The sequence below is a fragment of the Erythrobacter cryptus DSM 12079 genome (genome assembly GCF_000422985.1).
GTDB lineage: Bacteria > Pseudomonadota > Alphaproteobacteria > Sphingomonadales > Sphingomonadaceae > Erythrobacter > Erythrobacter cryptus.
In genome coordinates, this window is sequence record NZ_AUHC01000001.1 from 271779 (window position 1) to 291539 (window position 19761).

A 19761-nucleotide genomic window follows, 5' to 3' on the forward strand; every position below is an offset into this window, starting at 1 on the left:
TCGCCTCGCCTTCGGGCCTCGCAGGGGCCTTTTCATCGCCCGGCAGCACGTAATCCGCCCCTTCCCAGGGCGAGAGGAAATCGAAGCTGCGCATTTCCTGCGCGAGTTCGACCGGCTCATAGACGACGCGCTTTTCCTCCTCGGAATAGCGCAGCTCGGTATAACCCGTCATCGGGAAGTCCTTGCGGAAGGGGTGCCCTTCAAAGCCGTAATCGGTCAGGATGCGCCTGAGATCAGGGTTGCCGGCGAAGGTCACGCCGAACATGTCGAAGACCTCGCGCTCGAGCCACCCGGCATTGGGCCACAAGGTGGTGACGGTCGGAACAGGCGTGTCCTCGCTCGCCGAGCACTTGACCATCACGCGGTGGTTCCTGGTCAGGCTCTGGAGCATATAGACGACCTCGAAGCGCTCGGGCCGCGAGGGGTAGTCAACCCCGGCAATCTCCATCAGCTGCTGATATTCGTGCGCATCGCGCAGGATCTCGAGCACCCGCGCGATGCCATCGCGCGTGACCCGGAAGATCACCTCGCCATGGGCCTCTGTCGCCTCGATCAGCCAGACGCTGATCGTCGGACTGATGGCCTCGATCACGCCCTCGTTGGAAGCAAACCGTGGGGCGGAATGAAGAACAGCCATTGGCCTTGCCCCTTACCTTTCGATCGTGCCCACGCGCCGGATCTTGCGCTGCAATTGCATCACGCCATAGAGCAGCGCCTCGGCGGTCGGCGGGCAGCCGGGCACGTAGATGTCCACCGGCACGATGCGGTCACAGCCGCGCACCACCGAATAGGAATAGTGATAATAGCCCCCGCCATTGGCGCAGGACCCCATGCTGATCACATATTTGGGATCGCTCATCTGGTCATAGACCTTGCGCAGCGCCGGGGCCATCTTGTTGCACAGCGTGCCCGCCACGATCATCACGTCCGACTGGCGTGGACTAGCGCGCGGCGCGGCGCCAAACCGCTCCATGTCGTAGCGCGGCATGTTGACGTGGATCATCTCGACCGCGCAGCAGGCAAGGCCAAAGGTCATCCACCACAGCGAGCCGGTGCGCGCCCACTGGAACAGCTCCTCGGTCGAAGTGACGAGGAAGCCCTTATCAGTGACCTCGGTCTGGAGCGCGTTGAAGAAGGCAGCATCGGGCTGGCGCACCTCACCGCCGCGCGCGGTGGGCAAGGCCGAGACATCGGCAAGATTGCGGGGAGGAGAAACGGTGTCGGTCATTCCCAGTCCAGCGCCCCCTTCTTCCATTCATAGGCCAGGCCCACAGCGAGGATGAACAGGAACAGCATCATCCCGCCCCAGCCAACCCAGCCCGTCTGACCGAGGCTCACCGCCCAGGGGAACAGGAAGGCCGCCTCGAGATCGAAGACGATGAAGCTGATCGCCACCAGATAGAAGCGCACGTCAAAGCGGCTGCGGGCATCCTCGAAGGCGGGAAAGCCGCATTCATATTCCGAAAGCTTCTCGGCCGTCGGATTGTGCACCCCGGTGAGGCGCGAGACTGCCATCGGCGCCACCACGAACAGGACCGAAAGCCCCAGGGCGACAAGCACGAACAGCAGTATCGGCAGATACTGGCTAAGGTCGAGCACGAGGATGTCCAAGCTGTTAATCCCAAGGCTCGCCCTAGGCCGGTCGGGCCCCGCGCGCAAGGGCCCGACTCGGGGAAAAGCCCGTGTCTATATTGCAGGAAATCGAACAGTCGTTGCGGCCGGCTGCGCGCTGCGCCTCGCCTATTTCATCATCCGCGCTGCCGCCGCCGCGGTCGCCTTGCCATAGGGGGGCTTGAGCCCGCCGAGCTTGGCCACATCGATCTTAGGCTGGTGATAGACCGCGCGGGCGTGGCTGAACTCGCGGAAACCCTCGATGGCGTGATAGCTGCCCATCCCCGATGGCCCGACCCCGCCGAAGGGCAGGTCTTCCATCGAGACGTGGAAGATCACGTCATTGGTGGTCACCCCGCCCGAGATGGTCCGGCTCAGCACCCGCTCCTGCTCGGCCTTGTCCTCGCCAAAGTAGTAAAGCCCGAGCGGGCGATCATGCGCGTTGATGTAATCGATCGCCTCGTCCACCGCCTGATAGGTCATCACGGGCAGCAAGGGGCCGAAGATCTCCTCTTGCATCACTGCCATGTCGTCATTGACGCCGCGCAGCACGGTGAGCGGGAGCTTGCGCTGGTTGGCATTGGCGAAATCCTCACCCGCCGGGTTCACCTCGATCACCTCGGCGCCCTTGTCGCGAGCATCGGCGATGAGGCCCTTGAGCCGCTCGAAATGGCGATCCGAGACAATCGAGGCATAGTCTTCGTTGTCGAGCAGGCGCGGATACATCGCCGCGGCCGCGCCAGTGACGCCGGCCACCGCCTCATCGGCCTTGTCCTCGGGCACCAGCAGATAATCGGGGGCAAGGCAGATTTGCCCGGCATTGAGCATCTTGCCGATGGCGATGCGCTCGCCCGCGCGCTTCAGATCGGCGCTGCGCCCCATCACCACCGGCGACTTGCCGCCCAGCTCGAGCGTCACCGGCACGAGGTTCGCCGCCGCCGCCTGCATCACCCGGCGGCCTGTGGCGGTCGATCCGGTGAAGATCAGGTGATCGAAGGGGAGCGACGCGAAAGCCGCCGCCACCTCGGGCCCGCCGGTCACCACCGCCACTTCCTCGGGCGCGAAATATTGCGCCGTCAGCTCGGCCATCAGCGCGCTGGTGCGCTCGGTGAACTCGCTCGGCTTGATCATCGCCCGGTTACCCGCGGCCAGCACCTGCATCAGCGGGCCGAAGGCAAGCTGGACGGGGAAGTTCCAGGGCGAAAGGATGCCCACCACCCCCTTGGGCTCATAGCGCACCTCGGCCTTGGCTCCGAGCAGGCCGAGCGGAAACTGCACCTTGCGCTTTTCCGGCCGTGCCCATTGATCGAGGTGCTTCAGGGCATGATTGCCCGCCCCCACCGTGGCGGCGATATCGGTGAGCATCGACTGGTGCGCCGAACGGTTGCCGAAATCGGCGCTCATCGCCTTGGCGAAGGCCTCGCCATGCTCCTTGACCAGCGCGATGGCGCGGCGGATGCGGTCCTTGCGCTGACTCAGCGGCTCGGGGCGCGAGGCGGTGAAGGCGGCGCGCTGGCGCTCGAGCAGGCTTTCAAGTTCGGCGCGGCGGTCGTCGGCCATGGTCATCTCCCCTCGGTCAGGATTGGTTTTCATTTGCGACGCGTTCTTGCGCAAAGCCCGCGGCCTGACAAGCGCCTTGCCGCGCAGCCGGCGCAATTGCCAATGTCGCAATGCAGCATTAGAGGCAGGCCCAGCCTTCCGCCATGTCACGCGAGGAACCTGCCATGACCGCCTTTTCCGCTGCCGACCCGATCGTGATCCTCTCCTATGCCCGCACCCCGATGGGGGCGATGCAGGGCGCGCTGGCCGATCTTTCTGCAACCGATCTTGGCGCTATCGCGGTCAAGAACGCAGTCGCGCGCGCGGGCGTTGCGGGTGAGGACATCGACCGCGCCTATATGGGCTGCGTGCTTCCCGCCGGGCTCGGCCAGGCCCCGGCGCGTCAGGCGGCGATCAAGGCCGGCCTGCCGCAATCGGTTGAGGCCACCACCGTCAACAAGGTGTGCGGCTCGGGGATGCAAACGGTGATAATGGGGGCCGAGGCGCTCGCCAGCGGCACCATCGACATGGTGGTGGCCGGCGGGATGGAGAGCATGACCAATGCCCCCTACCTGCTCAAGAAGCACCGTTCGGGCGCGCGTCTCGGGCATGACACGGCCTATGACCACATGTTCCTCGACGGGCTCGAGGATGCCTACGAACCGGGCCGGGCGATGGGCACCTTCGCGCAGGAAACCGCCAATGCCTATCAGATGACCCGCGAGGAAATGGACGCCTATGCGATCGAATCGCTCGCCCGGGCCAACCGCGCGATCGCCGAGGGCGCCTTTGCCGACGAGGTGGTGCCGGTGACCGTTGCCACCCGCGCGGGCGAGGTGGTGGTGACGGTGGACGAGCAACCCGGCAAGGGCCGCCCGGACAAGATCCCGCAGCTCAAGCCCGCCTTCGCCAAGGATGGCACCATCACCGCGGCGACATCCTCCTCGATCTCCGATGGTGCGGCCGCCCTCGTGCTCACCCGCGCCAGCGTTGCCGAGGCCAAGGGCCTCACCCCCGTCGCCCGGGTGGTGGCTACCGCTGCCCATGCCCATGCCCCGGCGCTGTTCACCACTGCGCCGATCCCGGCGATCCAGAAGGTGCTGGCGCGCGCCGGGTGGAGGGTCGATGATGTCGATCTGTTCGAGGTCAACGAGGCCTTCGCCTGCGTTGCCATGTTCGCGATGCGCGATCTCGGCATCCCGCACGAGAAGATCAATGTGAACGGCGGGGCGACCGCGCTCGGCCACCCGATCGGCGCCTCGGGCGCGCGCATCATCGTTACGCTGATCGCCGCGCTCAAGGCGCAGGGCAAGAAGCGCGGGGTGGCGAGCCTGTGCATCGGCGGGGGCGAGGCCACCGCGATCGCGGTCGAACTGGTCTGAGGCGCGGCTGGGGCGATCCGGGCGGCTAGCGGTCGCCCGGCAAATCCTCGCTCCCCCACAGGCGCCCGCGCGCAACCCAGCCCTTGAGGCTCACCCCGCGCGCGCGCTCTGCGCTGCGGGCGAAATCGACCTCGCACCAGGCCTCGCGGCAGCGCAGCAGCCGCGCCAGCGCCCCCGGCTCGGCGCGCCACTTGAGCCGCCCCGCCGCGCCCGGCTCGGCCCGCACCTCGGCGAGCCCTGCGCCGATCACCACCGCCCCGCGCTCGCGCAGAAGCTGGCTTTCGGCAATCCAGCCTCTGGTGCCCTCGGGATCCTCTACGAGGCGCCAGCCCTCACGCACGCGCACCACCCGCACGGGAAGGCCCCGGCGCTTGTAAACCCAGGCGATCGGATATTCATCGCTCGGCCCCACGCGCATGCGCACCTCGTCGTAGCGCAGCATCGCCCAATAGGGCACTTTCCTGTCCTGCGCCCGCGCAGGCGCGGCGAGCGCCGCCCCAAGCAGCAGCACCAGCGCCGCGATCTTTGGCCAATATCCCATAAGTCATGGCGATAGCCGCAGCGCGCCGGCGCTTTCAAGGCCCCGCTGCGCCCGCGCGCCTTGACCGCGGCGGGGCTGTGGCATTAGCCCCCATAGCCATGAGTCAGCGCCTGCCCCGCCCGCTTGCCGCGCCCCCCCGCGTGATCGTCACCCGCCACCTGATGCCGCAGGTAGAAGCGCGGATGCGCGAGCTGTTCGACGTCGTGCTCAACGAGACCGACGTGCCCTTCACCCGCGATCAGCTGGCCCAAGCCATGCAGGATTGCGACGTGCTGGTGCCGACCGTGACCGACCGCATCGATGCCGAACTGATCGCAGGCGCGGGCGAGCGGCTGGGCCTGATTGCCAATTTCGGCGCGGGCACCGAGCACATCGATCTCGCCGCCGCCGCATCGCGCAGGATCATCGTCACCAACACCCCGGGGGTCTTCACCGATGACACCGCCGATATCGCCATGGCGATGATCATCGGCGTGCCCCGGCGGGTACGCGAGGGCACCGCGCTGGTGCGGCGCGGGGAGTGGACCGGGTGGACACCTTCGGGCCTCCTGGGGCGAAAGCTTGCCGGCAAGGTGCTCGGCATCATCGGCATGGGCCGGATCGGCCAGGCGGTCGCGCACCGCGCCCGCGCCTTCGGGCTCGAGATTGCCTATCACAACCGCAAGCGCCTGCCCGAGGCATTGGAGCGGATGCTTGGCGCACGCTTCGTCGCGGGGCTTGATGACCTCATCGCCGCGGCCGACATCCTCACCCTGCACTGCCCGCTTACCGAGGAGACCCGCCACCTCATCGACGCCCGGCGGATCGGGTTGATGAAGCCGGGCGGCGCGATCGTGAACACCGCGCGCGGCGAGCTGATCGATCAGGAGGCGCTGATTGCGGCGCTGGAAAGCGGGCATCTCGCCGGCGCCGGGCTCGATGTCTATCCCGACGAGCCGCATGTGGACGCACGCCTCATCGCCCACCCCAATGTCATGACCCTGCCCCACATCGGCAGCGCCACCGCCGAGGGCCGCGAGGAATCGGGCCACAAGGTGATCGCCAATATCCGCATGTGGGCCGACGGCCACCGCCCGCCCGACCAGGTGCTCGACGCGCTGGTGCCCTGATCCGGATCAAGGCTGGCGGCGACCGCGCCTCAATCCCCCGTCAAAATCCGCTCCACCAGCTCCTTCACGCTCGGCGTGTAGCCGTTAGAGAAGAAGGGATCGGTCTTGAAGCGATAGGCCGCATGGCCGGCAAAGGCGAGGTTGCGGGCGGGATCGGCGCCGTGGGCAATGTCCTGCAGGGTCTTCTGGATGCAGAAGCTGCGCGGATCGGCAAGCCGCCCGGTGGTGAAGTCGTCGTGATCCTTCCAGCTCGAAAACTGGCAGTGCGACAGGCAGCCCATGCAGTCCTGCTGGTCCTTGCGGATGGTCTCGCGGGTTTCCGGGGTGACGAAGACGAGCGTACCGTCCGGAGTCTTCAACGGCTCGGTATGCCCGGCACGCATCCACAGCTCGGCCCGCGCCTTGTCCTCGGGCCACACCCAGAAGCTCCGCGCCTTGCCCTCCTCGCCGAGCGGCACCGTGCCCTCCTGCTCGCCGCGTTTGAAGAAGGCGATCTGGCGCTCAGAGCGGTGCATCAGGTCATAGAGGAACGGGGTCTTGACCGCGCTCGAATAGAAGCCGGTGGGCGAGAACTTGTGCAGGAGCACGTCGCCCGGCTCGACATTGCGCAGCATATCCTTCCACACCTGCGGGATCGGGCTTTCCTTGGTTAGCAGCGGGCGAGTGCCGAACTGGAAGGCAATGCTGCCCAGCTCGGGATTGTCGATCCAGTCGTTCCATTCGCGCAGATACCACACCCCGCCGGCCATCACGATCGGCACGCTCTCGCTCACGCCTTCGGCGCGCATGGTCTCGCGCAGCAGCTTGACCCGGGGATAAGGATCCTCGGGCTTGGTCGGGTCCTCGGCGTTGGAAAGGCCATTGTGCCCGCCGGCGAGCCAGGGATCCTCATAGACCACCGCCGCCATCAGCTCGGCAACCTTATGGTAGGAGCGCTTCCACAAGGCCCTGAAAGCTCGGGCGGAACTGACGATCGGCAGATAATTGACGTTGAAGCGCGCGGCGATCTCGGCCAGCTTGTAGGGCATTCCCGCCCCGCAGGTAACGCCTGCAACCAGCCCACGGGTGCGCTCGAGCACGCCTTCGAGCACCGCCTGGGCGCCACCCATTTCCCACAGCACGTTAATGTTGATCGCGCCCCTGCCGCTGGCGATCTCGTAGGCCTTCTTCACCTGGGTGACCGCGCCCTCGATGGCATAGCGGATCAGCTCCTGGTGGCGCTCCTCGCGGGTGCGACCATGATAGATCTGCGGGATGACATTGCCGTCGGCATCATAGCTGTCGGCGTTGACGGCGCTGACCGTGCCGATGCCCCCCGCAGCCGCCCAGGCGCCAGAGCTTGCATGATTGGTGGCCGAAACGCCCTTGCCGCCCTCAACCAAAGGCCAAACTTCGCGCCCGCCGTAAAGGATCGGGCTAAGTCCCTTGAACAATTATGATCCCCTTCAGCGCGAGAGCCGCCCCGCGCGCACTTTCCGGTTTTTGCCATAATGCGCGCCGCCGCGCATCGCAACCTTGCGCCCCAGACGGCCTCAATCGGCGCTGCACACCTTGATCGCCTCGGGCGCGGTGCGCGCCTTGCCACGCTCGAAGCGGGCATAATAGCCCTGGATATCGGGCCGCTCGATATATTCGGCGAGCACGTAGCCCACCGCCTCGAACTCGCAGAACAAGAGGCCGTGCGGCAGCCCGTGCTCACCCACCGGGCGCTCGCTTTCTACCACGATGATCTGCCCGCCCGTCGCCAGTGCCGGCCACAGCCGCCAGAGGAAGGCATAGGGCTCGCTCACCTCGTGATACATGTGCACCATGAAGATGCGGTCAAAACTGTCCGGCGGCAACTGCGGATCGTCCGGCTGGCCGAGCTTGATCGAGATGTTCTCGAGCCGCTCGCGCTCGACCCGGCGCCCGAGCCGCTCGAGCGCTTCGCGGCTGATGTCCTGCGCCAGCACCCGGCCTTCGGGGCCCACCCTTTCGGCAAGGCGCACGGTGTAATAGCCCTCGCCCGCGCCGATATCGGCCACGGTCATGCCGGGGCGGATATCAGCAAGGTCCATCACCACCTTGGCCTCGCCGCGCTCGTCGCGGTCATCCTCGTTGGAAAACTCGTTCGCAACCACCCGCACCACCGGGCGGCTCGGCCGGGGAAAGCTGAGCGCGCTTTCGGGCCGCTCGGCCGCGACCGGAACCACCGCATCGCAGCCGGCAATGAGCGGCGCCAGCACCGCCATCAGCAGAGCAAGGCCCCGCGTGCCCATGGCCTATTCGACATCCTCGATCTCGACCTTCTCGCCCGTCACCCTTTGGGCAAGCGCGGCCGAGATGAAGGGATCGATCGCCCCGTCGAGCACGTCATTGGGCGAGGTCGAGACCACCCCGGTGCGCAGGTCCTTCACCATCTGGTAGGGCTGGAGCACATAGGAGCGGATCTGGTGGCCCCAGCCAATATCGCTCTTGGAGGCGTGCTCGGCATTGGCGGCTTCCTCGCGCGCGCGCATCTCGGCCTCGTAGAGCCGCGCCTTGAGCATGTTCATGGCGATCTCGCGGTTCTTGTGCTGGCTGCGATCCTGCTGGCTCGCCACCACGATGCCGGTGGGCACATGGGTGATGCGCACCGCCGAATCGGTGGTGTTGACGTGCTGCCCACCCGCGCCCGAAGCGCGGTAGGTGTCGATCTTGAGGTCGGCCGGGTTGATCTCCACCTCGAAGCTATCGTCGATCACCGGATAGACCCAGACGCTCGAAAAGCTGGTGTGGCGCCGGGCCGAGCTGTCATAGGGGCTGATGCGGACGAGCCGGTGCACCCCGCTTTCAGTCTTGGCATAGCCATAAGCGTTCTCGCCCTTGATCAGCAGCGTTGCCGACTTGATCCCGGCCTGCTCGCCCGCCTGGTATTCCACCGTCTCGACCTTGAAGCCGCGCCGCTCGGCCCAACGGACATACATGCGCAGCAGCATCTCGGCCCAGTCCTGGCTTTCGGTGCCACCCGCCCCGGCGTGGATTTCAAGATATGTGTCGTTGGCATCGGCCTCGCCCGAAAGCAGCGCCTGCACCTTGTCGGCATCGGCGCGCTCGGCGAGGCGCGCAAGCGTGGCAAGCCCCTCGGCGATGATGCTCTCCTCACCCTCGGCCTCGCCCAGCTCGATGAACTCGATCGCATCGGCCATCTCGGCGGCGATCTCGTTGACCGTGCCGATCGCGGTCTCGAGCCGCTTGTGCTCGCGGGTTATCGCCTGGGCCTGCTTGGGGTTGTCCCAGAGCGCCGGATCCTGCACCCGCGCGCTCAGTTCATCGAGGCGCCTGAGCGCGCGTTCCCAGTCGAGCGATTGGCGCACCAGCGCCAGCGCCGCCTCGATCCGGTTGACATAGGTCTGGGCCTCGGCCCGCATGGGTCTTCCTTCGCATCCGCAAGCTGATCAGGCGGCCCCGCTTAGCGTTGGCGGCGCGATTGTAAAGCGCCGCGCCGGGCTGGCCGCCGTGCGGCTACTTCTTCGCCAGCCTGCGCACCGCGGCGAGGGTCTTTTCGACATGGCTGCGATAGTCGGGATCGGAATGGACCAGCACCACCCGGCCATCGCGGTCGATCACATAGGAGGTGCGCCGCGCCAGGCCCGAAGTGCCCATGCCCACGTCATAGGCGGCGATGATCTTCCGGCTCGCCACCCCCACCGGAAACGCATCGCGGCATTCCTCCCGGCTGAAGCGCTTCAAGGTCTCGATATCGTCGGCCGACATGCCGATCACGCTTGCCCCTGCGGCCTTGAAGCGGGGCATGGCCTCGGCAAAGGCATTGGCCTCGAGCGTGCAGCCCTGGGTGAAGGCCTTGGGGTAGAAATAGAGCACCACCGGTCCCTTGGCGAGCGCGGCGCGCAGGGCAAAGCCGAATTCCTTGCCCTTGAGCGCCGCCCGGGTGGCAAAGACCGGCGCTGTTGCCCCTTCGGCGAGTTCGGCAGCGGCGGGGGCGGAAATGAGCGCAAGCGCTCCGGACACAAGCGCGGCGGTGAGGTTTTTCAGAGGCCTGATCATACCCGCCCAACCCGCAACACCTGCCGCCGGTTCCTTGTCGAAATCTTCAGGCCCGAACTTTAAAGCCCTGCCGGATCGAGGCCGATATCGTCGATCGGCTCCTCCTCGGCATCGACCACCGCGTTTTCGGCGTTGCGCCGTCCGGCGCGGATGAGGGCGATGATCTCGTTGCGCTTGGCCGCGATCGCATCCTGGCGGGTGAAGCGTTCGGGCTCGGTATCGGGCTTGAAGGCCTCCCAGATGATCGCCGACTTGGGATCATCGCTCGGCCAGCCCTCGAACACGCGCTTGCCCGAGCGCCGATCGACCCGCACCATGCGCACCCCATAGGGCGCCACCGGCGGCAGATCGGACCAGCGCGAACGGGTCTTCTCGATCAGGCTTTTCACGATCGGCGCGGCAATCGTGCCGCCATAGGCATAGCCGCCCATGTTGCGCGGGCGATCGAAGCCGACATAGGCCCCGGCGATCATCGCCTGGGTGCCGCCGATGAACCACACGTCCTTGGGGCCGGTGGTGGTGCCGGTCTTGCCGAACAGCGGCAGGCCGAGCGAATTGAGCACTGTGGCGGTGCCGCGGCTCACCGCGCCGCGCAGCATGTGCATCACCTGGAAGGCGGTGCGCGCATCCATCGCCTGCACCCCGCGCATGCCCAGGCGCGGCATCGGCTTGCCATCCCACTTGGCCATGTTGCAGCCGCGGCACTCGCGCGTGTCCGCGCGCCAGAGCACCTTGCCGCGCCGGTCCTGGACATAGTCGATCACCGTCGGCGGGTTGAGCCGCCCGTGATTGGCGAGCGCGCCATAGGCGGCAACCATCTTGATCAGCGTTGTCTCGCCGGCGCCCAATGCGGTCGAGGGATAGGGCGGGAACTTGCCGATCCCGACCTTCTCGATCTCTTTCACGACATTGGCCATGCCGGCGCTCATGCCGATCTGCACGGTCATGATGTTCTGCGACTGTTCAAGGCCATAGCGCATCGGGAACTGCCCGCCGCGCCCGCCGCGGATGCATTTCTCGCCGAGGCCTGCGCCCTGGTAATAACAGAAGCGCGAATTGTCGATCTGGGTCGAAGGCGTCATTCCGGAATCGAGCCCCGCGGCATAGACGAAGGGCTTGATCGTCGAGCCGGGCTGGCGCAGCGCCTGGGTGGCGCGGTTGAAGTCCGACAAGCGGTGATCGAACCCGCCCTGCATCGCCAGCACCCGCCCGGTCTGCGCCTGCTCCACCACCAGCGCGCCTTGCGCCTCGGGAATGGTGCGCACCTGCCAGGCATTGCCGGCTGGGCTGGCGGCGATCACGTCGCCTGCCTTCAGGCGATCGGGCAGGCCCGTGAGCGGCGCCTCGCTGCCATCGGCAAAGCCGATCCGCGCGCTCGGCCCGCTGCGGCTGGTGACCACGCCGACGCGCCAGTCCTTGTAGCTGATGCCGAGCGGCGAACTTTGGAGCTGACGCGCCCAATCGCCGCGGCGCACATCGATGGTGGCAATCGGCCCGGCCCATCCGCGCGCGCCGTGATAGCGCAACAGGCCCTCGCGCAGGGCATCGCGGGCGGCGCGCTGGATCTCGGGATCGAGCGAGGTGCGCACCCACAGCCCCCCGGCATAGACCGAATTGGGCCCATCCTCGGCAGTCTCGCCGAAGCGCTCGATCAGCTCACGCCGCACCTCCTCGAGGAAATAGCCGGCATCGACGCTGCGCTCCTGGCGCTGGGTGACAAGGCCGAGCGGCTTGGCCGCAGCCTCGCGCCGCTCGGCCTCGGTGATGAAGCCATTGGACGCCATCTGATCGAGCACGAAGGCGCGCCGGGCATAGGCGGCCTTTTCCTGCCCCTTGCGGCCATAGCGCTCGGGCGCCTTGGGCAGGGTGGCAAGGAAGGCCATCTCGTGCAGCGCCAGATCGCCCACATCCTTGTCGAAATAGGCGCGCGCGGCGGCCTGCACCCCGAAGCTGCGCCGCCCGAGCGGGATCTCGTTGAGATAAAGCTCGAGGATCTCCTGCTTGGTCAGCACCGCCTCTATGCGCCCGGCAAGGATCATCTCCTTGAGCTTGCGGGTGATCGAGTATTCATCGCCAAGCAGCAGGTTCTTGGCGACCTGCTGGGTGATGGTCGAGCCGCCCACCGCGCGCTCGCCCGAGCCGAGCTTGCGGGCATAGTCGAACACGGCGTTGAGCGTGCCAAGATAGTCGATCCCGCCGTGGCTGAAGAAGTTCTTGTCTTCCGCGGCGAGGAAGGCCTCGATCAGCTTCGGGGGAAAATCGGCATATTGGAGCTGCACCCGCCGCTCGCGCGCATAGGAGTGGACGATCTCGCCATCCACGCCGCGCACCACCGTGGGCAGCGGGGTTTCATAGGTGAGCAGCGCCTCGGCCTCGGGCAGATCGCTCGCCAGCCATACGAACAGAGCGATCCACAGGCTCAAGCCCAGCCCCAGCGCGATCGCGCCGAGGCGGAACAGGCGGCTCGCACGCCAGCGCGCGACAAACCACGCCCCTGCCCCGCGCAGATCACGGTTCACCCGGTAGCGCAGATAGGCCCAAAGGCCGAGGGCTTCGGAAGGGGCGGAGGCTTCACTCATGCGCGCCGCGCGCCCCTAGCATGGACGCAGGCCTGAAGGCTAGCCGCTTTCCCATCGCCTTAGCCCGGTGCCCGGGCCGCCTCGCGCGCAAGAAAGACCCTTATCGCCCGCGCCAGCGCCGCGGCATAGGCAGCGCGGCCCTCGGGCGTGGTCAGCCGCGCACGATCCGTGGTGTTGGTGACAAAGCCGCTCTCGAACAGGACGGAGGGCACATCGGGGGCGCGCAGCACGGCGAGCGCGGCGCTGCGCTGCGGCTGGGGATGGAAGGCGATCGCGCTCCCGCCCTCGCGCAGCACCAAATCGGCAAAGGTAAGCGCAGCTTCCTGCGTGCGCTGCTGCGACAATTCGACGAGGATCGCGCTCACCGCCGGGCTGGTGCCGGCAATGGCGATGCCGTTGAGCCGGTCGGCATCGTTCTCGCGCGCGGCAAAGCGCGCCGCCGCCTCGCTCGAGGCGGCCTCGGACAGGGTGTAGATGCTCGCCCCCCCCACCTCGGCCTTGTCTCCGGCGGAATCGGCGTGGATCGAGACGAACAGATCGGCCTCGAGCCGCCGGGCGATCTCGGGCCGGTGGGCGAGCGGCAGGATGCGGTCATCCGCGCGGGTGAGCGCCACGCGAATCCCGCCGCCGCGCAACAGCTCGGCGCGCAGCGCCTGGGCGAGCGCAAGGGTAATGTCCTTCTCGGCAACCCGGCGCCCTGCCGCATCGGTGCCGATCGCGCCGGGATCGCGCCCGCCGTGCCCGGCATCGATCACCACCAGCGGGCGGGAGGGATCGGCCGGCCCTTCGACCGGGGGCAGCACCAGCGGCGCGCGCGCGGCGCCCAGCGCCACGTGCACCACATAATCGCGCCCCCAGACGGGCACCGGCACGCGCCAACCCATCAGCCCGGCCGCGCCGAACACAGCCAGCGGCACCAGCAGCACGATGAGGGCAAGGCTGCGCAGGCTCATTACGAGCGGCGCTTACGGTTTTGTGCGGGCCAAGCGCAAGAGAGTTGCGGGGTTTGTCCCACAATGCTAGCGCATGAGATTGAAAGGCCGCACCAAGGCGCACCCACGCGTCCCCACCGTCCGTCTTTCCCGCCCCATCGCCCAATTCTTCCCCGGGCAGCGGCTCGAATACAGGTTGATGCAGTGACAGGATGTCTTTCCCCGCTTCCATGCACCCGGCGCCCGGCGCGCGCGGGCGCGGGTGCGGGCCAAGGCGCGGCGCCGTGCCGCACGCCTGCTACTGCAGACACAGGCTTCGCACTTGCCGGCCCCGGCCGGTCGAGCGCGGCACTCCCTTCCGGCACGCCCGCGCGGCGCGCCGGTTCACCCCACAATGCGCGCCCCCCTGCGGCCCCGATGCGGGCCCGGCCGGGCGCATGGAGACGATTGAATGGCAACGCGCATGCTTATCGATGCGCGCCACCCGGAAGAAACCCGGGTGGCGGTTCTGCAGGGCAACCGGATTGAGGAATTCGATTTCGAATCTGCCGAACACAAGCAGATCAAGGGCAATATCTATCTTGCCAAGGTAACCCGGGTCGAACCTTCGCTGCAGGCGGCCTTTGTCGATTTCGGCGGCAACCGCCACGGCTTTCTCGCCTTCAGCGAAATCCACCCTGATTACTACCAAATCCCCAAGGCCGATCGCGAGGCGCTGCTTGCGGCCGATGCCGAGGCCGCGGCCGAGGAGGAGCGGCTGCGCGCCGAGGAGGAGGCCGAGGGCATCGCGCCGGGCGCCGAATATGACGCTGCCGACGACAGCGGTGAGGCGCTGGCCGAGGATCTGGCCGAAAACGGGGTCGAGGAAGTCGACACCTCGGACAAGGACGAGGTAGCCACACTCGAGGACGGGGTTTCCGACGAGGACGAGACGGCTGAGGAGAGTGAGGCCGAAGGCGCCGAGAGCGATGAGGGCGATGAGCAGCCCCGTGCGCGCCGCGGGCGCCGGCGCCAGGGCAAGGGCGGCGAGAAGGCCAGCGAAAAGAGCCGCAGCCGCGCCAAGCTGGTTGATGAACTGCGGGCCCGGCGGCTGGAGCTTCGCCGCCGCTACAAGATCCAGGACGTAATCCAGCGCCGCCAGGTGCTGCTGGTGCAGGTGGTCAAGGAGGAACGCGGCAACAAGGGCGCCGCGCTCACCACCTATCTGAGCCTCGCCGGGCGCTACACCGTGCTGATGCCCAACAGCACCAGCGGCGGCGGGATCAGCCGCAAGATCAGCTCGGCCGCCGATCGCAAGCGGCTGAAGGAAATGGTCGCTGATCTCAAACTGCCCAAGACCATGGGCCTTATCGTCCGCACCGCCGGGATGAGCCGCACCAAACCCGAGATCAAGCGCGATTTCGACTATCTTGCGCGGCTGTGGGACGAGATCCGCGAGAAGACCCTCGCCTCCACCGCCCCTGCGCTCATTCATTCCGACAGCGATCTCATCAAGCGCGCGATCCGCGACATCTATCACCGCGATATCGAGGAAGTGGTGGTCGAGGGCGAGGAGGGCTACAAGTCGGCCAAGGCCTTCATGAAGCTGCTGATGCCGAGCCACGCACGGCGGGTGAAGGCCTATTCCGATCCGGTGCCGCTGTTCCAGCGCTATGGCGCCGAGGACCAGCTGCGCGCGATGTATGATCCGATGGTGCAGCTCAAGAGCGGTGGTTACATCATCATCAACCCCACCGAAGCGCTGGTCTCGATCGACATCAACTCAGGCAGGTCGACCAAGGAACACAATATCGAGCAGACCGCGCTCAACACCAATCTCGAGGCCGCCAAGGAAATCGCCCGCCAGCTGCGGCTGCGCGACATGGCCGGGCTGATCGTGATCGACTTTATCGACATGGAATATCCTTCCAACGTCCGCAAGGTCGAGAAGGCGATGAAGGAGGCGCTCAAGAACGACCGGGCGCGTATCCAGGTGGGCCGCATCAGTTCCTTCGGGCTGATGGAGATGAGCCGCCAGCGGCTGCGCACCGGGGTGCTCGAGGCGACCACCCGCCCCTGCCCGCACTGCGATGGCACGGGCCTGGTGCGCACCGCCTCCTCGGCCGGGCTGTCGGCGCTGCGGCTGATCGAGGACGAGGCGGCCAAGGGCAAGGGCACGCGCATCCGCCTTGCCGCCAGCACCGAGGCGGCGATCTACCTCCTCAACGAGAAGCGCGCCGACCTCATCGAGATCGAGCAGCGCTACGGCGTCAGCGTCGAGGTGGTGCCCGAGGGCGAGCAGGAAGGCGCGAAGATGAGCATCACGAGCCTGGGGCCGCGCCCGCTCCAGGCCCCGAAATTCGCGCCGATTATCGACGAGGACGACGACGAGCTCTCCGAGGAGGAGGACGAGGCCGCCGAGGAGGCCGCGGATGCATCCGCCGCGCGGCAGGATGACGAGGACGGCGGCGGGCGCAAGAAGAAGCGCCGCCGGCGCCGCGGTGGGCGTGGCCGCAACCGCGAGAGTGACGAAGGCAGCGCGCACGAGGTTGCCGCGGGCGAGGCCAAAACAGGCGATGCCGATGCGGCCGAGGCGGCAGGCGATGAGAGCGCCGCGGACAGCGAGGCGCGCCCCAAGAAGAAGCGCCGCCGCGGCGGACGCGGGCGCAAGCGGCGCGAGGCCGGAGAGGTGTCCACCAGCGAGGAGCAGGATGGCGAGGAGACGCGTGCGGGCGGTGAGGAAGCCCCCGCACCTGCTGCCGATGCCCCTGCGCCCGAGGAGGTGACGCCCGCCGGCCCGGCCGATGAAGGCGAGGCGGCGGCGGAAAAGCCCAAGCGCAAGCGTGCGCCGCGCAAGACCAAGGCCGCCGTCGCCGATGAGACGGCACGCGAAGCCGGGGCCGAAGCCGCGCCTGCCGAGCCCGCCGAAGTCGCCGAGGAAGCCGCCCCGCCTGCCGAGGAGAAGCCCAAGCGCAAGCGCGCGCCGCGCAAGGCCAAGGCTGCCGAGGCCGAGAACGGAGCGGTGGAAACCGCCGCCGCCAGCCCGGCTGAGTCGGTCGAACCGGCCGAGGCGCCGCAGGCCGAAGCCCCGGCTGCGCCCGAGCCTGAGACTCAGCCCGAGCCCCAGCCTGAACCCCAGCCTGAACCCCAACCTGAACCCAAGCCGCGCCGCGGCTGGTGGCAACGCACCTTCGGGGAATAGGCCTCACGGACAAAAGTAAAGCGGGCGGGAAGGCCTGGCCCTTCCTGCCCGCGTTCACTTGGCGGGCGCGCAAGCCGCCCTGCTGTTCGCCAATCGCGCCGGGACGCAAGCGCTGCAGGTGCCTGCGCGGGCAAGGCACACCCTGTCAGCCGGCCTTGCGCGCCACCCCCCATTCCATCCAGCCCGCGATCCGCGGGGCCTTGGGCGTATAGCCCTCCCCCAGACGCTCGACGACAAAGCCCGCGTGTGCGAGCGCGCTTGCGATCGGGCGGGTAAGGTGGCAGCCCCCGGCAAGGCGCTTCCACAAGGGTTCGATGCGCTCCTGCCAGCGCCGCACGCCGGCATCGGGCGCGCGGCCATGTTCGAGGAACAGCACCTCGCCGCCGGGGCGCAGGATGCGGCGCAGCTCGCGCATCACCTGCGCCGGATCTTCCACGGAGCACAGCGTAAAGGTGCACACCACGCAATCGAAGCTGGCATCGGCAAAGGGGATCGCCTCGCCTCGCCCCTCGCGGATGTCTGCCGCCCAGCCCTTGCGCTGTGCTGCTGCGCGCGCGCCATCGAGCAGGCCGGCGTGCGGGTCGATCCCGGCATAGGTGGTGATCGCCGCCGGATCATAGAAAGCCTGGTTGATCCCGCCCCCGCAGCCCAGCTCAAAGACATCGCCGCGGGCGCGCGGCACGACTTCGGCGCGGCGTTTCATCACCTTAGGCTGGCTACAGGCGCAGGTGATCAGCCGCGGCATGATCCGCGCCTCGTACCAATCCTTGAGCCCCATCACGCGCTCCTCAATGCCCCTATCGCGCCGGGCCCATGCGTGGCATATCTCGCCTCCCTTGCCAAACCGCTTCGTGCCGGGGAGTGCCATGATGACCCTCAACACCGCCCCCAATCCCAAGCGCCGGCTGCGCCTCCACCCGATGCTCTGGCTCGGCGCGGCGCTGCTTCTTGCCTTTCCGGCGCTGGCGATGGTGATGAGCGCCGAGGTGCGCTGGGGGCCTGAGGATTTTGCCGTCTTTGCCCTGTTGCTCGCAGGGCTGTGCGCGGGGATCGAGGCCGCCCTGCACCTGTTCGAGACGCCGCGCTGGCGGATCGGTGCGGGGCTGATGGCGGTGCTGATATTCCTCACCATCTGGGCCCATCTCGCCGTGGATTTGTTTGACTAGGCCGGCACTTCGGCGCCGCGCCAGTCGAACACCCGGCCCGATTGTTCCGGGCTCAGCCCTGCGAGCACACCAATCAGCCTCTCGGCGGCAAGCTCGGGCGCGGTCAACTGCCCCGGGGCAAGCCCCGCCTGGAACGGGCGCGAGAGCGCGCTGTCGACCGTGCCCGGGTGCAGCCCCACGACGATCCCTTGCGGGTGGGTGCGGGCCATCTCGATCGCGAAATTGCGGATCAGCATGTTGAGCGCGGCCTTGCTGGCGCGGTAGGAATGCCACCCGCCAAGGCGATTGTCGCTGATCGAGCCGACCCGGGCGCTGAGCGCAGCGAAAACGAAAGGCCGGCTGCGCGGCATGAGAGCAAGGCAATGCTTGGCAATGAGCGCCGGGCCAATGGTGTTGAGCGCAAAGACCTCGGCCATCACTCGTGGATCGAGCCGCTTGTAGGTGCGCTCCGGCCCGGTGCCATCGGCAAGGGTGAGCACCCCGCTCGCCACGATCACCCATTCGGGCGGATCGTCCTTCATCATCGCTGCCGCCGCGGCGATGCTCACCTCGTCATTGAGATCGAAGGCGAAGGGCGTGAAGGCTGATCCTGTCGGCGCAGCGCCGCGGCGCGATCCGGCGTAAATCCGCTCGCAGCCAAGCGCCGCCAGCTTCTCGCACAAGGCCTTGCCGATCCCGCCCGAGGCGCCGAACACGCAGGCCGTGCGCGGCACGGCGCGCGGGGCATTGGTTGTCTCGTCCATGCTGGCCAAAGCGCCTGGGCGGCCCCGGGGTTCCCTTGCCCGGCGCTTGCTGTGCGCGGTTCAACCCCTGTTAAAAAGGCTGCAACACCCCCCGCTTGCGCGCCCCGCCAATCGCGCTAAACAGGGCCGCGTCAGGCACAGGGATCAATCAATGGCGACCTTCACTCTCCCCAAGAACTCGAAGATCAACCCCGCCGGCAAGGTGCACAAGGCCAGCGGCGGGCGGGTGAAGGCGTTCAAGATCTACCGCTACGATCCCGACAGCGGGGAAAACCCCCGCTATGACCGGTTCGAGATCAATCTCGATGAATGCGGGCCGATGGTCCTGGACGCGCTGTTCAAGATCAAGAACGAGATCGACCCGACGCTGACCTTCCGCCGCTCGTGCCGCGAGGGCATCTGCGGCTCGTGCGCGATGAACATCAATGGCAAGAACGGCCTTGCCTGCACCACCGCGATCGAGGACTTGAAGGGCGAGATCCGCATCACCCCGCTGCCGCACATGGACGTGATCAAGGATCTCGTTCCCGATTTCACCCATTTCTATGCCCAATATGCCTCGATCCGCCCGTGGCTGCAGACCGTCACCCCCGCGCCCTCGGGCAAGGAGCGGCTGCAGAGCCCCGAGCAGCGCGAGAAGCTCGACGGGCTTTACGAGTGCATCCTGTGCGCCTGCTGCTCGACCTCGTGCCCGTCCTATTGGTGGAACTCGGACAAATTCCTTGGCCCCGCGATCCTGCTCCAGGCCTATCGCTGGCTTGCCGACAGCCGCGACGAGATGACCGGCGAGCGGCTCGATGCGCTCGAGGATCCGTTCCGGCTCTATCGGTGCCACACCATCATGAACTGCGCCAATGTCTGCCCCAAGGGCCTCTCGCCCGCCAAGGCGATTGCCGAGACCAAGAAGATGCTGGCCGAGCGGGCCATCTGAGCCGCGGCGCGGGGCTGGCTC

17 protein-coding genes and 1 pseudogene are annotated in these 19761 nt (G+C 67.4%); 5 read left to right on the plus strand and 13 right to left on the minus strand.

Annotation, left to right across the window (positions count from 1 at the left end; genetic code table 11):
* Position 1 precedes the first annotated feature (1 nt).
* The 4 genes and pseudogenes from G524_RS0101315 to G524_RS0101330 all read right to left on the minus strand — a co-directional run.
* Positions 2 to 637, minus strand: a pseudogene (locus G524_RS0101315) (NADH-quinone oxidoreductase subunit C); the annotation flags it as partial.
* Between the two features lie 12 nt (positions 638 to 649).
* The gene (locus G524_RS0101320) at positions 650 to 1228 is read right to left on the minus strand and encodes a NuoB/complex I 20 kDa subunit family protein (RefSeq protein WP_051220811.1); all 579 of its coding nucleotides are present in this window, start codon (positions 1226 to 1228) and stop codon (positions 650 to 652) included.
* Entirely contained in the window at positions 1225 to 1599 is a 375-nt protein-coding gene (locus tag G524_RS0101325; RefSeq protein ID WP_027442088.1) for an NADH-quinone oxidoreductase subunit A, read from the minus strand. The genes G524_RS0101320 and G524_RS0101325 overlap by 4 nt, the downstream gene beginning before the upstream one ends.
* 141 nt (positions 1600 to 1740) lie before the next feature.
* On the minus strand, positions 1741 to 3171 hold the full coding sequence (locus G524_RS0101330; protein ID WP_027442089.1) for a coniferyl aldehyde dehydrogenase: 1431 nt from the start codon (positions 3169 to 3171) through the stop codon (positions 1741 to 1743).
* A gap of 164 nt (positions 3172 to 3335) precedes the next feature.
* On the opposite strand from G524_RS0101330, the gene G524_RS0101335 reads away from it, so the two are divergent.
* A complete protein-coding gene (locus tag G524_RS0101335; protein WP_027442090.1) occupies positions 3336 to 4532 on the plus strand; it encodes a thiolase family protein in 1197 nt (398 codons plus the stop codon).
* A 25-nt stretch (positions 4533 to 4557) separates the two neighbouring features.
* Here the strand turns inward: G524_RS0101335 and G524_RS0101340 are convergent, their stop codons facing one another.
* Positions 4558 to 5073 (minus strand): SH3 domain-containing protein, encoded by a 516-nt coding sequence (locus G524_RS0101340; RefSeq protein ID WP_027442091.1) that lies wholly within the window; start codon positions 5071 to 5073, stop codon positions 4558 to 4560.
* Between the two features lie 98 nt (positions 5074 to 5171).
* Here G524_RS0101340 and G524_RS0101345 point away from each other — a divergent pair, with 98 nt between their 5' ends.
* Positions 5172 to 6182: a 2-hydroxyacid dehydrogenase gene (locus tag G524_RS0101345; RefSeq protein WP_036857063.1), complete on the plus strand. Its 1011-nt coding sequence runs from the start codon at positions 5172 to 5174 to the stop codon at positions 6180 to 6182.
* A gap of 29 nt (positions 6183 to 6211) precedes the next feature.
* Here G524_RS0101345 and G524_RS0101350 read toward each other — a convergent pair whose 3' ends face one another.
* From G524_RS0101350 to G524_RS0101375, 6 genes are all read right to left on the minus strand, one after another.
* Entirely contained in the window at positions 6212 to 7615 is a 1404-nt protein-coding gene (locus G524_RS0101350; RefSeq protein ID WP_027442093.1) for an NAD(P)H-dependent flavin oxidoreductase, read from the minus strand.
* A gap of 99 nt (positions 7616 to 7714) precedes the next feature.
* Positions 7715 to 8440 carry a class I SAM-dependent methyltransferase gene (locus G524_RS0101355; RefSeq protein WP_027442094.1) on the minus strand — a complete coding sequence of 242 codons (726 nt, stop codon included), beginning with the start codon at positions 8438 to 8440 and terminating at the stop codon, positions 7715 to 7717.
* A gap of 3 nt (positions 8441 to 8443) precedes the next feature.
* Positions 8444 to 9571 (minus strand): peptide chain release factor 2, encoded by a 1128-nt coding sequence (gene prfB / locus G524_RS0101360; protein ID WP_027442095.1) that lies wholly within the window; start codon positions 9569 to 9571, stop codon positions 8444 to 8446.
* 94 nt (positions 9572 to 9665) lie between these two features.
* Entirely contained in the window at positions 9666 to 10208 is a 543-nt protein-coding gene (locus G524_RS0101365; protein WP_027442096.1) for a peroxiredoxin, read from the minus strand.
* Positions 10209 to 10267: 59 nt separating this feature from the next.
* On the minus strand, positions 10268 to 12787 hold the full coding sequence (locus G524_RS0101370; protein WP_027442097.1) for a penicillin-binding protein 1A: 2520 nt from the start codon (positions 12785 to 12787) through the stop codon (positions 10268 to 10270).
* A gap of 59 nt (positions 12788 to 12846) precedes the next feature.
* Positions 12847 to 13740: an N-acetylmuramoyl-L-alanine amidase family protein gene (locus G524_RS0101375; protein WP_027442098.1), complete on the minus strand. Its 894-nt coding sequence runs from the start codon at positions 13738 to 13740 to the stop codon at positions 12847 to 12849.
* A 430-nt stretch (positions 13741 to 14170) separates the two neighbouring features.
* On the opposite strand from G524_RS0101375, the gene G524_RS0101380 reads away from it, so the two are divergent.
* Positions 14171 to 16900, plus strand: a complete 2730-nt coding sequence (locus tag G524_RS0101380) for an Rne/Rng family ribonuclease (protein WP_027442099.1) — start codon at positions 14171 to 14173, stop codon at positions 16898 to 16900.
* Positions 16901 to 17045: 145 nt separating this feature from the next.
* Here G524_RS0101380 and G524_RS0101385 read toward each other — a convergent pair whose 3' ends face one another.
* Entirely contained in the window at positions 17046 to 17678 is a 633-nt protein-coding gene (locus G524_RS0101385; RefSeq protein WP_027442100.1) for a class I SAM-dependent methyltransferase, read from the minus strand.
* Between the two features lie 88 nt (positions 17679 to 17766).
* On the opposite strand from G524_RS0101385, the gene G524_RS0101390 reads away from it, so the two are divergent.
* The gene (locus G524_RS0101390) at positions 17767 to 18066 is read left to right on the plus strand and encodes a hypothetical protein (RefSeq protein WP_084625000.1); all 300 of its coding nucleotides are present in this window, start codon (positions 17767 to 17769) and stop codon (positions 18064 to 18066) included.
* On the opposite strand, the gene G524_RS0101395 is transcribed toward G524_RS0101390, so the two are convergent.
* Complete coding sequence (locus tag G524_RS0101395; protein WP_051220812.1) at positions 18063 to 18809, minus strand: SDR family NAD(P)-dependent oxidoreductase; 747 nt, start codon at positions 18807 to 18809, stop codon at positions 18063 to 18065. The two genes, G524_RS0101390 and G524_RS0101395, sit on opposite strands and share 4 nt — an antisense overlap.
* Before the next feature lie 151 nt (positions 18810 to 18960).
* On the opposite strand from G524_RS0101395, the gene G524_RS0101400 reads away from it, so the two are divergent.
* Complete coding sequence (locus tag G524_RS0101400) at positions 18961 to 19740, plus strand: succinate dehydrogenase iron-sulfur subunit (RefSeq protein WP_027442103.1); 780 nt, start codon at positions 18961 to 18963, stop codon at positions 19738 to 19740.
* Positions 19741 to 19761 lie beyond the last annotated feature (21 nt).

What these genes read in the sequence shown, in the direction of transcription:
- G524_RS0101320 (WP_051220811.1), bottom strand. Translation starts at nt 1,228, where the DNA reads ATGACCGACACCGTTTCTCCTCCCCGCAATCTTGCCGATGTCTCGGCC.
- G524_RS0101400 (WP_027442103.1), top strand. Translation starts at nt 18,961, where the DNA reads ATGGCGACCTTCACTCTCCCCAAGAACTCGAAGATCAACCCCGCCGGC.
- G524_RS0101365 (WP_027442096.1), bottom strand. Translation starts at nt 10,208, where the DNA reads ATGATCAGGCCTCTGAAAAACCTCACCGCCGCGCTTGTGTCCGGAGCG.
- G524_RS0101370 (WP_027442097.1), bottom strand. Translation starts at nt 12,787, where the DNA reads ATGAGTGAAGCCTCCGCCCCTTCCGAAGCCCTCGGCCTTTGGGCCTAT.
- prfB (WP_027442095.1), bottom strand. Translation starts at nt 9,571, where the DNA reads ATGCGGGCCGAGGCCCAGACCTATGTCAACCGGATCGAGGCGGCGCTG.
- G524_RS0101395 (WP_051220812.1), bottom strand. Translation starts at nt 18,809, where the DNA reads ATGGACGAGACAACCAATGCCCCGCGCGCCGTGCCGCGCACGGCCTGC.
- G524_RS0101335 (WP_027442090.1), top strand. Translation starts at nt 3,336, where the DNA reads ATGACCGCCTTTTCCGCTGCCGACCCGATCGTGATCCTCTCCTATGCC.
- G524_RS0101355 (WP_027442094.1), bottom strand. Translation starts at nt 8,440, where the DNA reads ATGGGCACGCGGGGCCTTGCTCTGCTGATGGCGGTGCTGGCGCCGCTC.
- G524_RS0101390 (WP_084625000.1), top strand. Translation starts at nt 17,767, where the DNA reads ATGATGACCCTCAACACCGCCCCCAATCCCAAGCGCCGGCTGCGCCTC.
- G524_RS0101375 (WP_027442098.1), bottom strand. Translation starts at nt 13,740, where the DNA reads ATGAGCCTGCGCAGCCTTGCCCTCATCGTGCTGCTGGTGCCGCTGGCT.
- G524_RS0101340 (WP_027442091.1), bottom strand. Translation starts at nt 5,073, where the DNA reads ATGGGATATTGGCCAAAGATCGCGGCGCTGGTGCTGCTGCTTGGGGCG.
- G524_RS0101345 (WP_036857063.1), top strand. Translation starts at nt 5,172, where the DNA reads ATGAGTCAGCGCCTGCCCCGCCCGCTTGCCGCGCCCCCCCGCGTGATC.
- G524_RS0101380 (WP_027442099.1), top strand. Translation starts at nt 14,171, where the DNA reads ATGGCAACGCGCATGCTTATCGATGCGCGCCACCCGGAAGAAACCCGG.
- G524_RS0101385 (WP_027442100.1), bottom strand. Translation starts at nt 17,678, where the DNA reads ATGGGGCTCAAGGATTGGTACGAGGCGCGGATCATGCCGCGGCTGATC.
- G524_RS0101330 (WP_027442089.1), bottom strand. Translation starts at nt 3,171, where the DNA reads ATGGCCGACGACCGCCGCGCCGAACTTGAAAGCCTGCTCGAGCGCCAG.